Below are 14,061 nucleotides of genomic sequence, written 5' to 3'. Positions count from 1 at the left end.
ACAGAAAAGCCGGGCAGCCCCCACGCTCCCGGCCTGACTGTCAAAGCGTAAGGGTATTAGCCCTTGACGCCGGTCCAGTGGTAGTCGGTCGTCGGCGGGGGGCCCGAGCCGAAGACGCTTTCGAACCATTCGACAATGCCTCTCCGGCCACCGGCGACTTCCGTCACCTCCTCGGCATCGAGTTCAACGATCTTGGACATTTCGTCATCCCTGTTCACGTAGCCGAATCGCTCGGCCAAATTTGGATAACGAAAAATTAATCAATAATCAATTGTTAACCATTTTCATGCCGTTGCCGACAGCCGGCCGTTCTCGAGCCGGTAGACCCGATCGGCGGCGGCGAGCGTGTCGGGGCGATGGGCGATCACGATGCGGGTGATGCCGATCGAGGCGATCGCGGCGCTGATCCGCGCCTCATGATCGAGATCGAGGTGCGAGGTGCCCTCGTCGATGACGAGGAGCCGCGGCCGCCGGTACAGCGCGCGGGCGAGCAGGATGCGCTGGCGCTGCCCGCCCGAAAGCGCCGACCCCATATCGCCGACCAGCGTTTCGTAGCGCATCGGCATCGCCATGATGTCGGCGTCGATCGCAGCGGCGTGCGCGGCGGCGCGAATCCGCTCGGGATCGGGCGCGGAATCGTAGAGCGCGATATTCTCGGCGATCGAGCCGGCGAACAGCGTGTCATCCTGCAGCACCGCGCCCGCCTGATCGCGCAGGTTACGATGGCCGAATTCGGCGACGGGCATGCCGTCGATCAGGATCGACCCGCTGGCGGGCGCGATCAGCCCCAGGATGACGCGCGCCAGCGTCGTCTTGCCGCCTCCAGAGGGACCGGTGATCGCGATATGCGCGCCCGCCGGAATGCTGAGCGATACGCCGTCCAGCACCTGCGGCAGGCCGGGGCCGTAGCTGAAGCGCACATCCTTGAGCTCGATCGCGCCTGTCAGCGCGCGGGGCGGTGCGTCCTCCGAAAAGCCCGAATCCTCAGCCGTCAGCGCGATGTCCGACAGGCGGTCGAGATGCAGTCCGAGCATGCGGAACTCGAATCCCCGATCGACCAGCTTGGCGACGCCCAGGGTGAACTGCGCCTTCCACACCATATAGGCGAAGGCCATGCCGATGCTGAAGCCGCCTTCGATCACCAGCAGGATCGCGAGCACGCTTACCGCGATCAGCTCGAAGCCGAAGATCAGCGCATTCGCGGTCTGCTGCGCGATGCCGATCCGCATGAACCGAATGCGTGCATTGGTCGCCGCCATCAACCGGGAGGACCAGGCGGCGTGGCGCAGCGTCTCGCGGTTGAACAGGCGAAGCGTAGCGACGCCTCGCAGCGTCTCGACCATCATGCCCTGCTCGCTGCCCGCCGCGGCAATTGCGGCGTCCTGCGCGGCACGCTCGCGCGGGAACAGCAGCAGGCGGACGGCGAGATAGACCAGCGCCGCGACAAGCGGGATCAGGGTCAGCCGCACGCTGTAGCCGAGCATCACCGCCAGCGTGACGAGCGCCAGCATCCCGTCGATCAGCGCGGTGGCGGCGCCCTCGGTCAACGCGCGCTGGATCGGCGCGACCGACTGGAAGCGCGACAACACATCGCCGATCTGCCGGCGCTCGAACCAGTCGACCGGCAGCCGCATCAGCCGTCGCGCGACGTTCGACGAGATGCCGAAGCTGAGCGCGCTGCCCGCGTGCAGCAGCACCAGCCCGCGCAGTCCCGTGGCGGCGGCGTTGATCAGCGCGAAGCCGGCGAAGCCGAGCGCGAGCGTGGCGAGCAGGCCGATATCGTCCGCCGGCAGCACGCGGTCGATCGCGACCTGCATCAAGAGCGGGGTGGCGAGGATGAACGCCTGCAGCACCAGGCTGAGCAGCACGACCTGGAGAAGCGCACGCTTCAGCCCCGACACGCCGCTCCATAGCTGACCGATGCCGATGCGTCGACGCTCGCGGCCGGGGGCGAAGCCGGCGGCGGGGCGAAGCTCCAGCGCGACGCCGGTGAAATGGCGCGACAGTTCATCCTCGCCGAGCCACTGGCTGGCGACGGCAGGGTCGTGGATCAGCGCGCGGCCGCCCGAGACGCGCTCGACCACGACGAAATGGTTCATGTCCCAGTGCAGGATCGCGGGCAGATGGAGATCGCCGAGCGCGTCGAGCGGCAGCTTCACCGCGCGGGGGGTAAGGCCTAGCGCGTCCGCCGCCGCCATGATCTCGGCGAGGCCCGTGCCGCGCGCCGAGACGCCGAAGCGGTGGCGCAGCGCCGCGAGGTCGATGTCGAGCCCGTTCGCGCCTGCGACCATCGCCAGCGCGGCGAGGCCGCATTCGGCTATCTCGGTCTGGCGGACGTGGCGGACCCTCATCGCGCGAGCGAGGCCCACAGGCTCTCGCGGCCGACGGCGAAGCGGGCGACGCCGCGCGCGCTGGCGGGAACTGGGCGATCGAGGCGGAGCGTTACCGCATGGCCCGTCACGACATTGCCCGACGTCAGGACATATGGGGCGGGGCCGATCCGTCCGCCGGCGCAGGCGGGCACCGCCACCTCGCCTCCGGCAAGCGCCAGAACTCCGCAAGCGCCCGGCCGCAGCGACGCCGCGTCGGCCTCGGGAAGGATGGCGACGGCGCGGCCATCGTCGCCGGCCAGCGTTTCGAGCGCGAGCACGCGATCAGTCTGCGCCAGCAGCAGGAACAGCATCGCGCCCGCGACCGCCAGGAACAGCAGCCCGCCGACGAGCTGCCAGGACAAGGGGACGGCGAGCGACACCGCGCCCTCCAGCGCTTGTCCGCGCTCCGCCATCGCCTCCCGCCGGAACAGCGCCATGGTTACCCCCGTGTTGACCACGGCGTATCGGTGGGCGGGCGGGGACGCAACATGCGAAAGGGCCGGGGATTTGCTTCCCCGGCCCTTCGTCTTGATCTGGGCCAGCGACGGCGAAGCCGCCGCTTCGTCGGACGGTCCTGAAGGACCGCCGGCCGGACCTGCGCCTGGGAGCGAGCCGGGCGTAGCCGGCTCGCGCGCAGGTCAGAAATCCATGCCGCCCATTCCGCCCATGCCGCCGCCGCCCATGGGCATCGCCGGCTTGTCCTCGGGCACCTCGCTCACCGCCGCTTCGGTGGTGATGAGGAGACCCGCGACGGAGGCGGCGTCCTGCAGCGCGGTGCGGACGACCTTGGTCGGGTCGATCACGCCGGCCGACACCAGATTCTCATAGGTGTCGGTCTGCGCGTTGAAGCCCTGGGTCGGATCGTTGCCCTCGAGCAGCTTGCCCGAGATCACCGCGCCGTCATGGCCGGCATTCTGCGCGATCTGGCGCAGCGGCGCGTAGAGCGCCTTGCGGACGATATCGACGCCGCGCGTCTGATCGTCATTGCCGCCGGTCAGGCCCTCGATCGCCTTGGTGGCGTAGAGCAGCGCGGTGCCGCCGCCGGGGACGATGCCCTCTTCGACCGCAGCGCGGGTCGCGTGCAGCGCATCGTCGACGCGGTCCTTGCGCTCCTTCACCTCGACCTCGGTTGAGCCGCCGACCTTGATCACCGCGACGCCGCCGGCGAGCTTCGCCAGACGCTCCTGGAGCTTCTCGCGGTCGTAATCGCTGGTGGTGTTCTCGATCTGCTGGCGGATCGCCTCGACGCGGCCCTTGATCGCATCGGCTTCACCGGCGCCATCGACGATGGTGGTGTTGTCCTTGTCGATCGACACGCGCTTGGCCTGGCCGAGCATGTTCAGGGTCACGCTCTCGAGCTTGATGCCGAGATCCTCGGAGATCATCTCGCCCTTGGTGAGGATCGCGATGTCCTCCAGCATCGCCTTGCGGCGATCGCCGAAGCCGGGCGCCTTGACCGCCGCGACCTTCAGGCCGCCGCGCAGCTTGTTGACGACCAGGGTCGCCAGCGCCTCGCCCTCGATGTCCTCGGCGATGATGAGGAGCGGACGGCCCGACTGGACGACCGCTTCCAGGATCGGCAGCATCGCCTGCAGGTTCGACAGCTTCTTCTCGTGGATCAGGATGTACGGGTCGTTCAGCTCGACCTGCATCTTTTCCGGGTTGGTGATGAAGTAGGGCGAAAGATAGCCGCGGTCGAACTGCATGCCTTCGACGACGTCCAATTCGAATTCGAGGCCCTTGGCTTCCTCGACGGTGATCACGCCTTCCTTGCCGACCTTGTCCATCGCCTCGGCGATCTTCTCGCCGACGACGGTGTCGCCATTGGCGGAGATGATGCCGACCTGGGCGATCTCGTTCGAGCCGGCGACCGGCTTGGAGCGGCCCTTCAAATCCTCGACGACCTTCGAGACGGCGAGATCAATGCCGCGCTTCAGGTCCATCGGGTTCATGCCGGCGGCGACCGACTTCATGCCCTCGCGCACGATCGCCTGGGCGAGCACGGTCGCGGTGGTGGTGCCGTCACCCGCGACGTCGTTGGTCTTCGACGCCACCTCGCGCAGCATCTGCGCGCCCATGTTCTCGAACTTGTCCTTGAGCTCGATCTCCTTGGCGACGGTGACGCCGTCCTTGGTGATGCGCGGCGCGCCGAAGCTCTTGTCGATCACGACGTTGCGGCCCTTCGGGCCCAGCGTGACCTTCACCGCATCGGCGAGGATATCGACGCCGCGCAGGATGCGCTCACGCGCGTCGCGGCTGAATTTTACGTCCTTGGCTGCCATGTCATTTTTCCTGTCGGAGTGGCGCGAACTTATCGAAGCTCGCGCGTGTGAGGGATGAGAAGAAGCGGGCTCAGCCGATGATGCCGAGGATGTCCGATTCCTTCATGATGATCAGGTCCTCGCCGTCGACCTTGACCTCGGTGCCCGACCATTTGCCGAACAGCACGCGATCGCCGGCCTTGACGTCGAGCGGGGTGATCTTGCCGTCCTCGGCCTTGGCGCCCGAGCCGGCGGCGACGACTTCGCCTTCCTGCGGCTTTTCCTTGGCGGTGTCGGGGATGATGATCCCGCCCGCGGTCTTCTCGTCGGCCTCGATGCGGCGAACGAGAACGCGGTCGTGCAACGGACGAAAGTTCATGCGCGTCATCCTTCTTGTCTAACGTCGTAATGGGTCTTGGCACTCACCCCGGGCGAGTGCCAGCAGCGCGCATATGCGGTTGCGCCTTCGCGGCGTCAACGGGTCGGTTCGGGAAAATTCGTAAGGCCCAACCGTTCGCGCCAGGCCCAGCGCCAGCCGAGCAGGACCGAGACCACCAGCAGGCCGACCGCGAGCCCGGTCCAGACGCCGACGCCCTCCCAGCCGAAGCCGAAGCCGAGCAGGATCGAGGCGCCGAACCCCGCCACCCAATAGCCGAGGCCGGCGATGATCATCGGCACGCGCGTGTCCTGCAGCCCGCGCAGCACCCCGGCGGCGACCGCCTGCGCGCCGTCGACCAGCTGGAACATCGCCGCGACCGCGAGATACTGGACCGCGAGCGCGACCACCAGCCGGTTGGCGGGCGCGTCGACATCGACATAGGCCGAGACGAACAGCCGCGGCGCGAGCCAGATCAGCGAGGCGGTGACCACCATGAAGCCGATCCCGAGCGACAGGGCGACCGCGCCCGCGCGCGCGATCCATTGCCGGTCCATCGCGCCATAGGCCATGCCCACGCGGATCGTCGCGGCCTGGGCGACGCCGAAGGGTATCTGGAAGGCGATCGCGGCGATGTTGAGCGCGATCGCGTGCGCCGCGACCTCCGCCACGCCGATCAGCCCCATCAGGATCGCGGCGCCGCCGAACAGCGCGCCTTCGAACACCCAGGTCAGCATGATCGGCACGCCCAGGCGGACGATCTCGAAGAAGCGCGGCCATTCGGTGTTCCACCAGCGGCCGAACAGGCGGTAGCGGCGCAGGCGCCGATCGAAGCGCAGGATCATGATGTAGGCGAGCATCATCACCGTCAGGCTGACGACGCTGGCGAGCGCCGACCCCTTCAACCCGAGCGCGGGAAAGCCGGCGTTGCCGAACACCAGGCACCAGTTGGCGAGGATCGCCACGCCCAGCGCAAGGCCGGTGACGACGAACGCCCAGCCCGGCCGGCCGAGCGCCGCCGCCGCGGTGCGCATCACGCCCGCCGCCACCCCCGGCACGATCGCGAACAGGACGATGTTGAGAAAGCCGCCGGCGCGCCGCGCAACCTCCGCGTCCTGCCCGGCGAGCAGCAGCAGCGTTTCGCCGTGCGCCAGGATCAGGATCACCGGCACCGCCGCCGCGCCCGCGACCCACAACGCCATGCGGAACGAGCGGCGCACCTCGCGCACCGCATGCGCGCGGCGGCCGAGCTCGGCGGCGATCAGCGGCGCGGCGGCGCTGGTCAGCCCGATCAGCGCGAACATGAGCAGGTTGAACATGAACACGCCGAGCGTGGCGGCGGCGAGATCGACCGTGCCCAGCCGCGCGACGAAGATCACGTCGACCGCCCCCACCGCCATCTGCAGCAGGTTCGCCCCGACCAGCGGCCCGGCGAGCCTGGCGAGCGCGCGCAATTCCTGCCGCCAGCTTTGCGGCGCGGGGGCTGTCAGGGCAGGAATCGAGACCGCGGCGTCCATCGGGTGCGTGCCCTAGGGACAATCGCAGCGGTTTGAAACCTGCGCGTAACGATTCGTCGCCCCTGCGGAGGCAGGGGCCTCAGGCGGTAGGGACGACGTTCGGATGTGCCACAAACCCAGCGGCCCCTGCCTTCGCAGGGGCGACGGGAGAGCGTGTTGGCCTGCTAACACGCGGCGTTTACCTCCAGGTCGCCATGCTTTAGACGGGTTCGGGGCAATCGGAGAGCATCGACGTGAAACTGGTTCGTGGCGCCTGGAAGATCCTGGTCGGCATCAAGGACGCGCTCGTCCTCCTGGCGATGCTCTTGTTCTTCGGCCTGTTGTTCGCGCTGCTCTCCGCAACGCCCAATCGCGCGGCGGTGTCGCCGGGCGCGCTGGTGCTGGAGCTCGACGGATCGATCGTCGAGCAGCCGGCCGAGATCAGCCCCTTCGCCGCGCTGAGCGGCGGGGCGCCGATCAAGGAATATCGCTTGCGCGACGTGGTGCGCGCGCTCGATGCGGCGCGGACCGATGATCGCGTCAAGGCGGTGGTGCTCGATCTCGACCGCTTCACCGGCGGCTATCCCGCCGCGCTGATCGAGGTAGGCGAGGCGATCCGCCGCGTGCGCGAGGCGAAGAAGCCGGTGCTCGCCTTCGCCACCGCCTATACCGATCCGGGCTATCTGCTCGCCGCCAACGCCTCGGAGATCTGGAGCGACCCGCTGGGCGGGGTGATGCTGCGCGGCATCGGCGGATCGCAGCTCTACTACAAGGGGCTGATCGACCGGCTGGGGGTCAACGCGCATGTCTACCGCGTCGGCGAGTACAAGGCGGCGATTGAGCCGTTCACCCGCGCCGACCAGTCGCCCGAGGCGCGCGAGGCCAATGAGGCGCTGTACGGCGCGATCTTCGAGACCTGGAAGAACGCGCTGAAGACGGCGCGCCCGCAGGCGCAGATCGACATGGCGCTCAACAATCCGGTCGAGCTGCTCGCCGGCCAGCAGGGCGACATGGCGCGCGCCGCGCTTGCCGCGAAGATGGTCGACACGCTGGGCGACCGCATTGCGTTCGGCAAGCGAGTCGCCGAGATCGCGGGCGAGGGCGCGAAGAAGCGCGCCGGGCAGTTCGCCGAGATCAAGCTCGACAACTGGCTCGCCGCCAATCCGGTGAAGAAGCCGGGATCGCCGATCGGCGTGGTCACCATCGCCGGCGAGATCATCGACGGCGAGGCGCCCGCCGGCACCGCGGGCGGCGACACCATCGCCCGCGCGCTGCTGAAGGGCATCGCCGAGCATGACATCAAGGCGCTGGTGGTGCGGGTCGATTCGCCCGGCGGATCGGTCACCGCGTCCGAGCGAATCCGCCAGGCGATCCTGCAGGCCAAGGCGAAGAGGATCCCGGTGATCGTGTCGATGGGCTCGCTCGCGGCGAGCGGCGGCTACTGGGTGGCGACGCCGGGCGACCATATCTTCGCCGAGCCGGCGACGATCACCGGGTCGATCGGCGTGTTCGGCCTGATCCCGACCTTCGAGAACACATTGGCCAAGATCGGCGTCACCACCGACGGCGTGCAGACCACGCCGCTTTCGGGCCAGCCCGACATCTTCGCCGGCACCAATGCGGAGACCGATGCGGTGCTGCAGGCGAGCGTCGAGGACATCTACCGCGACTTCATCGCGCGCGTTTCGGAGGCGCGCGACATGCCGCCGGCGCGCGTGAACGAGATCGCGCAGGGCCGGGTATGGGACGGCGGCACCGCGCGCCAGCTGGGCCTGGTCGACCAGTTCGGCGGGCTGCAGGAGGCGATCCGCTATGCCGCGACCGCCGCCAAGCTGAAGCCGGACGAGGTTCATGCGGTCTATTTCGAGAAGGAGCCGGGCTGGGAGGCGCAGCTCGCCGAGATGTTCGCGAGCGAGGAGGAGGACGACGCCGAGGCGGCGCCTTCGGGCCTGTTCGGCAGGATCGCCGCCGAGCAGCGCGGCGTCCTCGCCCGCGCGATCGGCGACGTGCGGATGCTGCTGCGGGCCGAGGGCGTGCAGGCGCGCTGCCTGGAATGCGGCGGCTACGGCCCCCGCGCGGTGTCGCGGCAGGCGGACTTGTCGCTGATCGACATGCTGATCGCGAAGCTCGGCGCGTGATCACGATCCGCGCGGCGCGGCCCGACGACGCCGCCGCCATCGCCGCGATCTACGCGCCCTATGTCGCGGGCGGGACCGTCTCGTTCGAGACCGACCCGCCCGACACGCGGACGATGCGCGGGCGGATGGCGGCGTCCGACGGGCTTTATCCCTGGCTGGTCGCGGCCGGCGACGAGGACATCGTGCTGGGCTACGCCTATGCGACCAAGTGGCGCGACCGGCCGGCCTATCGCTACATCGTCGAGACCTCGATCTACATGGCGGGCGACCGCCAGCAGCAGGGCGCCGGGCGGCTGCTCTACGACGCGCTGGTCGACACGCTGACCGAGCAGGACTTCACCCAGGCGATCGCGATGATCGCGCTGCCCAACGACGCCTCGATCTCCCTGCACGAATCGATCGGCTTCCGCCGCGGCGGCGTGTTCCGCGAGGTCGGCTGGAAGCAGGGCCGCTGGATCGACGTCGGCCTGTGGCAACGCGACCTGGCCGAAGCGGAGAACCCGCCCAGGGAACCGAAGCGCTTCGCCGATGTGGGGGTGAGGCGGTTTTGAGGGGATAGCCCGTCGCCCCTGTCCTTCGACTGCCTGCAAGGCAGGCGCTCAGGATAAACTTCAGCCTGCGGCTGAAGGCAGGGGCCTCTGGGTTTGTGGCACATGCAAGCCCGCGCTTGCCGCCTGAGGCCCCTGCCTGCGCAGGGGCGACGGAGGATCACCCCTTCACATATCTTGCCGAGCAGGCTTCGAGCACCGCGGTGGGCTCGCCCAGCCTGGCGATCGTCGCGAAGGCCTTGCGCGCTTCGGCCTCGCTGGCTTCGACCCCGTTCACGCCGCGCGCGGCGAGGAGCGGGCCGAGGCGGCTGTCGAGCTCCAGGTTGAGCGCGTAATAGGCGTCGAGCTGGTCCTTATAGGCCGAGCCCTGCGCGCCGAGCGCCTGGCGCATGAAGTCGCTGAGCTCGTCGCAGCCCTGCGCCGCGACCAGCGGGTCGTCGGGCAGCTCGACCGGGCCCTGGGGCATCGGATAGGCGGCGGCGCATTGCGGGGCGAGCGCGGCGATGCTCTCCTCGCTGATATCCTCGCCCAGCGCGGGCATGGCGGAGACCACCTGCGCCGTGCGGTCGCGCGAGAACTCCTCGCCCTCGGCGCCCGCCAGCAGCGCGTAGCGCAGGATGCCGCCCTGTTGCGCGGCTGAAAGCGGCGCCTTGATGTCCGGCACCGTCGCGCGCGCCTGGTTGGCGGCGACCACGCCGCAGGTCGCCGCGCGCTCGATCGCGGCTTCGGGCAGCTTGGCGGGCGCGCCGCCGCAACCGGCGAGCACGGCCGAGAGCGGCAGCAGGGCGGTGAGGGCGGTCTTCATGGGCGATCCTTCGTTGCGACCCGGAAACAAATTTCGCTGGTTCAACGGCCGAACCGCCCGGGTGGTTGCGCTACCGCGCGCTTCGCGGCATTGTCCCTTTGTGGGGCAGTAAAAGTGGGGGCGATATCATGCGGTTGATCTGGAGCGTGGCGGGAGCCGCGATGCTGGGCGCATGCGCCGTGGTGCCCGACGGCGGCGTCACGACGGCGCGCGACCATGTCGAGGAACGCTCGATCGCCGAGCTTTCGCGCGCGCTCGCCGCCGGGGACACCAGCAGCGAGGACCTGGTCGAGGCCTATATCGAGCGCATCGACGCGATCGACCGCGCCGGCCCGCGGCTCAACAGCGTCATCGCGGTCAACCCCGACGCGCTGGCGCAGGCGCGCGCCTCCGATCTCGACGGGCACCGCGCGCGCGGGCCGCTGCACGGCGTGCCGATCCTCATCAAGGACAATATCGAGACGCGCGACCGGATGCCGACGACCGCGGGCAGCCTCGCGCTCAGGGACAATTTCACCTATCGCGACGCGCCGGTGGTGGCGCGGCTTCGGGCGGCGGGCGCGATCATCCTCGGCAAGACCAATCTGAGCGAATGGGCCAATATCCGCTCGACCAGATCGATGAGCGGGTGGAGTGCGGTGGGCGGCCAGGTGCGCAATCCCTATGCGCTCGATCGGAGCCCGTGCGGATCGTCGAGCGGATCGGGCGCGGCGGTGGCGGCGAGCCTGGCGCCGGCCGCGCTCGGCACCGAGACCGACGGATCGGTGGTGTGCCCCGCCGCGATGAACGGGCTGGTCGGGTTCAAGCCCAGCGTCGGGCTGGTCAGCCGCACGCACATCGTGCCGATCAGCCATAGCCAGGACACCGCGGGGCCGATGGCGCGGACGGTGGAGGACGCGGCGATCCTGCTCGATGCGATGGCGGGCTCCGATCCGACCGACGACGTGACGATGAACATCCCCAACCGCCCGCAGGGCTTCGCCCGCTCGCTGCGCGCGGACGCGCTGAAGGGCGTGCGCGTTGGGGTGATCCGCGAGGGCGACGATCCGGCGCTGCTCGCCCGGTTCGATGCCGCGATGACCGCGTTGAAGAAGGCGGGCGCCATATTGGTAGCGGTCGACAAGCCCGAATTCGAGGACATCGACGAAACCGAGTTCGAGGTGCTGATCACCGAGCTCAAGACCGGTCTGAACGCCTATCTGGCGACCACGCCGCCCGCCGTGACCACACGTACACTGGATGACGTGATCGCCTTCAACCGCGCCAACGCGGCCGCCGAGATGCCGTTCTTCGCGCAGGAGACGTTCGAGATGGCGGCGAAGACCAAGGGACTAGCCGATCGCGGCTACAAGGCCGCGCGCGCCAAATCGCTGCGGCAAGCGGGACGCGAGGGCATCGACGCGATGCTCAAGAAGCACAAGGTGGCGCTGTTGGTGGCGCCGAGCTATGGCCAGCCGTGGCTGATCGATCCGATCCATGGCGACAATTTCAAGGGACCGAGCGCGAGCGGGTTTCCCGCGATCGCGGGCTATCCGCACCTGACCGTGCCGATGGGGCTGGCCGACGGGCTGCCGGTGGGGCTGTCGTTCATCGGCCCTGCGTGGAGCGACGCCATGGTGCTGAGCGCCGGCTATGCCTTCGAGCAGGCCAGCCGGATGCGCGTGCCGCCGCGCTATCTGCCCAGCGCCGATGTCGGGCCGGGGCTCGATCCGATGCGCTGAGCGGCGGCCCATCGCTTCGCGAAGCTCGCCTGCCAGGCGATCAGGCAGGGCGTGACGCCAAGCTCCATCGCCAGGCCGAAGACGTGCCCGCCCGAGGGCTGGCCGACGGTGAGGAGCGAGATGAGCCGCGCGAGGCCGCCCAGCACGACCAGCGCGCCGAGCAGCCGGAAGCGGTCCCCGCGCGTCTCGATCCGGCGCAGGCAGGTGACGAAGCCGATGCCGACGCCGAGGAAGACGCCCGAGACGTAACGGAAATGGCTGTCGAGATCGATCGGCACGGCCTCCACGCCGCGCAGCCAGCCGGGGCCCGACAGCACGCCCCACAGGCCCGCGCTCAATGGCACCAGGCAGGCGAGGCCGACGATCGCCTGGAGCAGCCGCTTCTCGCCTTCGAGCGTCACTTGCGCCCGCGCTCGAGCAGCTCCTCGCGGACGTGAATGGTGCGCACCGAGATGCGCGTTTCGAGGAGGAACGCGCCGAGCCCCGCGGTCAGGAGCAGCATGGCGAGGACGAACGACACCGCGACGATGGTGCCGATGGCGAGGTGCGCGAGCTCGGCGACGAACAGCAGGGCGACGACGAGGCAGACCATGATCGCGCTCGACACGCACAGCACCAGCGCGGTCGAGACGATGGTGATGCGCCGGTCGATCATGCGCAGCTCGAAGACATGGCGGTCATGCTCGGGCCCGGTCGATTGCGGGTGGAGCCGTTCGAGCGCGCGGCTGCGATCGACCACCCGCGCCAGCCGCCCGGCGAGCATGTTGAGGATCGCGCCGATCCCGGCGAGCAGGAACACCGGCGCGACCGAAAGCTGGATGGTCTGGGCGATGGTGGTCACTTCGGGGGAGAGATCGAGCATCGCGCGGTGATGCTGCGGCGCGACGGTCCGCGTCAAGCTGCACCGATTGGTAAGGTCCGCGCCGATAGGATCGCGCGCATGACGATGCTCCTGACCCGCCGCCATTTCGCGACGCCCGCGCCGCTGCGCGCGGCGCGCGTGGTCGAAGGGCTGGCGGGCGAGATCGACGAAGCGGCGGAGGCCGCGGCGCCGGACCGTCGTTTCCTTCGCCAGGCATGGTTCGCCGCCGCGCTTGCCGCTTATGGCGGCGAGGCGCGGACGGTGGTGGTCGAGAACGGGCGCGGCGTCGCCGCCGCGCTGCCGCTGACCGGGTTCGGGCCGAAGCTCGCCGGGCTGGCCGCGCTTCCGGGCTGCTATTGGCCGATGCGCAGCGCGCCGATCGCGATGCACGCCGACGACGGCGATCTCGACCGGCTGCTGGGCGGCATCGCGCGCGCGGCGCGGGGAGTGCGGATCGGGCCCGTCATGGATGACGACCCGCTGGTCGCGCGCCTGATCCCGCGCGCGCGAGCGGCCAGCTGGACGGTGATCGAGCGTATGTCAGGCGACAGCTGGCGGCTGCCGGTGCCGGTGGACGGCGACTGGCCGCGACCGTCGACCGCCAAGAGGAACCGCTGGTTCGAAGCCCGGCTGAGCGAGCACGGCCCGCTCGCGATCGACATGGTCGATGGCTGGGCGCAGGACAGCTTCGACAGGCTGGCGCGGATCGAGGCGGCGAGCTGGGTGGGAACCGACACCGACCGCGCCGACGCGAAGTTCGTCGCGCCCGATCACGCGGCCTTCTGGCGCGCGGCGACCGCCGATCCGGTGCTGGCGACGATGCTCCACGCCGCGATGCTGACGCTCGGCGGCCGCGATGCCGCCTTCACCTTCGGCATCGATTGCGGCGCGCGGCGGCACATCATCGCCAACGGGTTCGATCCCGCCTTTGCCGCGCACTCGCCGGGCCGCGTCCTCGCCTGGCGGGATCTGGCGCAGGCGCGTGGCGCCGGCATCGCCGAGGTCGATTGGGGCGCGGGGGACAGCGGGTACAAGCGGCAGTTCGGCGCCGAACGGGGGCCGGCGATCCGCAACTGGCTGCTGGTCCGGCCGGGCGTCGGCGCGGGCGTAGCGAAATTGCTAAGCGGCATCGGGCGCAAGCTGGCCTGAACCCGCCGCTTTGCAGCCCTTTGACATCGGCTTATCCTTCACTAATCTCGACCGAAAAACAGCAGGCGAGGGAGAGGATGATGGACCATATCGAGGCCAAGACGCAGCATCAGGCGCTGGCGCTGCTCGGCGTGCGTGACACCGGGACGACGATCGGCCTGCTGCAGCTGTGCAGCGAGCTCCAGCACGCAGGCATACTGGGCGCGGACGCGGTCGAGCGGATCAAGGATGCGATCGTCAGCGATATCTCGCTGTCATGCCCGAGGTCGCGGGCGCGGGCCGAATATGCCTTGGACATCCGCCACCGCATCGACGGGTTGATGCAGCACTGAT

At 69.4% G+C, this 14,061-nt stretch carries 14 protein-coding genes; 5 read left to right on the top strand and 9 right to left on the bottom strand.

The window, feature by feature from the left end; translation table 11 throughout:
• Positions 1-56: 56 nt before the first annotated feature.
• The 6 genes from D1610_RS17030 to D1610_RS07465 all read right to left on the bottom strand — a co-directional run bounded on the left by D1610_RS17030 (position 57) and on the right by D1610_RS07465 (position 6,526).
• Entirely contained in the window at positions 57-200 is a 144-nt protein-coding gene (locus tag D1610_RS17030; protein ID WP_182466735.1) for a hypothetical protein, read from the bottom strand.
• An 84-nt stretch (positions 201-284) separates the two neighbouring features.
• Positions 285-2,351, bottom strand: coding sequence for a peptidase domain-containing ABC transporter (locus tag D1610_RS07485; RefSeq protein WP_118863759.1), 2,067 nt, complete (start codon positions 2,349-2,351; stop codon positions 285-287).
• A complete protein-coding gene (locus D1610_RS07480) occupies positions 2,348-2,809 on the bottom strand; it encodes a hypothetical protein (protein ID WP_147414290.1) in 462 nt (153 codons plus the stop codon). Before D1610_RS07480 ends, D1610_RS07485 begins: the two co-directional genes overlap by 4 nt.
• A 201-nt stretch (positions 2,810-3,010) precedes the next feature.
• Positions 3,011-4,654, bottom strand: coding sequence for a chaperonin GroEL (gene groL / locus D1610_RS07475; RefSeq protein ID WP_118863489.1), 1,644 nt, complete (start codon positions 4,652-4,654; stop codon positions 3,011-3,013).
• 70 nt (positions 4,655-4,724) lie between these two features.
• Positions 4,725-5,012 carry a co-chaperone GroES gene (gene groES, locus D1610_RS07470; protein ID WP_118863758.1) on the bottom strand — a complete coding sequence of 96 codons (288 nt, stop codon included), beginning with the start codon at positions 5,010-5,012 and terminating at the stop codon, positions 4,725-4,727.
• Positions 5,013-5,107: 95 nt separating this feature from the next.
• The gene (locus D1610_RS07465; protein ID WP_118863488.1) at positions 5,108-6,526 is read right to left on the bottom strand and encodes an MATE family efflux transporter; all 1,419 of its coding nucleotides are present in this window, start codon (positions 6,524-6,526) and stop codon (positions 5,108-5,110) included.
• 233 nt (positions 6,527-6,759) lie between these two features.
• Here D1610_RS07465 and sppA point away from each other — a divergent pair, with 233 nt between their 5' ends.
• Positions 6,760-8,643 (top strand): signal peptide peptidase SppA, encoded by a 1,884-nt coding sequence (gene sppA / locus D1610_RS07460; protein ID WP_118863487.1) that lies wholly within the window; start codon positions 6,760-6,762, stop codon positions 8,641-8,643.
• Complete coding sequence (locus D1610_RS07455; RefSeq protein ID WP_118863486.1) at positions 8,640-9,194, top strand: GNAT family N-acetyltransferase; 555 nt, start codon at positions 8,640-8,642, stop codon at positions 9,192-9,194. The genes sppA and D1610_RS07455 overlap by 4 nt, the downstream gene beginning before the upstream one ends.
• 157 nt (positions 9,195-9,351) lie before the next feature.
• Here the strand turns inward: D1610_RS07455 and D1610_RS07450 are convergent, their stop codons facing one another.
• Positions 9,352-9,996 (bottom strand): hypothetical protein, encoded by a 645-nt coding sequence (locus D1610_RS07450; protein WP_118863485.1) that lies wholly within the window; start codon positions 9,994-9,996, stop codon positions 9,352-9,354.
• A 161-nt stretch (positions 9,997-10,157) separates the two neighbouring features.
• On the opposite strand from D1610_RS07450, the gene D1610_RS07445 reads away from it, so the two are divergent.
• A complete protein-coding gene (locus D1610_RS07445; protein ID WP_245942057.1) occupies positions 10,158-11,717 on the top strand; it encodes an amidase in 1,560 nt (519 codons plus the stop codon).
• On the opposite strand, the gene D1610_RS07440 is transcribed toward D1610_RS07445, so the two are convergent.
• Both D1610_RS07440 and D1610_RS07435 read right to left on the bottom strand, forming a co-directional pair.
• Positions 11,669-12,118, bottom strand: coding sequence for a DUF4345 domain-containing protein (locus D1610_RS07440; RefSeq protein ID WP_118863483.1), 450 nt, complete (start codon positions 12,116-12,118; stop codon positions 11,669-11,671). The two genes, D1610_RS07445 and D1610_RS07440, sit on opposite strands and share 49 nt — an antisense overlap.
• The gene (locus tag D1610_RS07435; RefSeq protein ID WP_118863757.1) at positions 12,115-12,579 is read right to left on the bottom strand and encodes a DUF2721 domain-containing protein; all 465 of its coding nucleotides are present in this window, start codon (positions 12,577-12,579) and stop codon (positions 12,115-12,117) included. The genes D1610_RS07440 and D1610_RS07435 overlap by 4 nt, the downstream gene beginning before the upstream one ends.
• A 78-nt stretch (positions 12,580-12,657) precedes the next feature.
• On the opposite strand from D1610_RS07435, the gene D1610_RS07430 reads away from it, so the two are divergent.
• Entirely contained in the window at positions 12,658-13,728 is a 1,071-nt protein-coding gene (locus D1610_RS07430) for a GNAT family N-acetyltransferase (RefSeq protein WP_118863482.1), read from the top strand.
• An 80-nt stretch (positions 13,729-13,808) separates the two neighbouring features.
• The gene (locus tag D1610_RS07425; protein ID WP_118863481.1) at positions 13,809-14,060 is read left to right on the top strand and encodes a hypothetical protein; all 252 of its coding nucleotides are present in this window, start codon (positions 13,809-13,811) and stop codon (positions 14,058-14,060) included.
• The last annotated feature ends 1 nt before the right edge of the window (position 14,061 follow it).

It is taken from the genome of Sphingomonas gilva (assembly GCF_003515075.1).
Taxonomy (GTDB): Bacteria; Pseudomonadota; Alphaproteobacteria; order Sphingomonadales; family Sphingomonadaceae; genus Sphingomonas; species Sphingomonas gilva.
This window is presented reverse-complemented; position numbering and strand designations above follow the sequence as displayed.

Coding starts and splice junctions, on each gene's coding strand:
- D1610_RS17030 (WP_182466735.1), bottom strand. CDS start 200: ATGTCCAAGATCGTTGAACTCGATGCCGAGGAGGTGACGGAAGTCGCC.
- D1610_RS07485 (WP_118863759.1), bottom strand. CDS start 2,351: ATGAGGGTCCGCCACGTCCGCCAGACCGAGATAGCCGAATGCGGCCTC.
- D1610_RS07480 (WP_147414290.1), bottom strand. CDS start 2,809: ATGGCGCTGTTCCGGCGGGAGGCGATGGCGGAGCGCGGACAAGCGCTG.
- groL (WP_118863489.1), bottom strand. CDS start 4,654: ATGGCAGCCAAGGACGTAAAATTCAGCCGCGACGCGCGTGAGCGCATC.
- groES (WP_118863758.1), bottom strand. CDS start 5,012: ATGAACTTTCGTCCGTTGCACGACCGCGTTCTCGTTCGCCGCATCGAG.
- D1610_RS07465 (WP_118863488.1), bottom strand. CDS start 6,526: ATGGACGCCGCGGTCTCGATTCCTGCCCTGACAGCCCCCGCGCCGCAA.
- D1610_RS07450 (WP_118863485.1), bottom strand. CDS start 9,996: ATGAAGACCGCCCTCACCGCCCTGCTGCCGCTCTCGGCCGTGCTCGCC.
- D1610_RS07445 (WP_245942057.1), top strand. CDS start 10,158: ATGCTGGGCGCATGCGCCGTGGTGCCCGACGGCGGCGTCACGACGGCG.
- D1610_RS07435 (WP_118863757.1), bottom strand. CDS start 12,579: ATGCTCGATCTCTCCCCCGAAGTGACCACCATCGCCCAGACCATCCAG.
- D1610_RS07430 (WP_118863482.1), top strand. CDS start 12,658: ATGACGATGCTCCTGACCCGCCGCCATTTCGCGACGCCCGCGCCGCTG.
- D1610_RS07425 (WP_118863481.1), top strand. CDS start 13,809: ATGGACCATATCGAGGCCAAGACGCAGCATCAGGCGCTGGCGCTGCTC.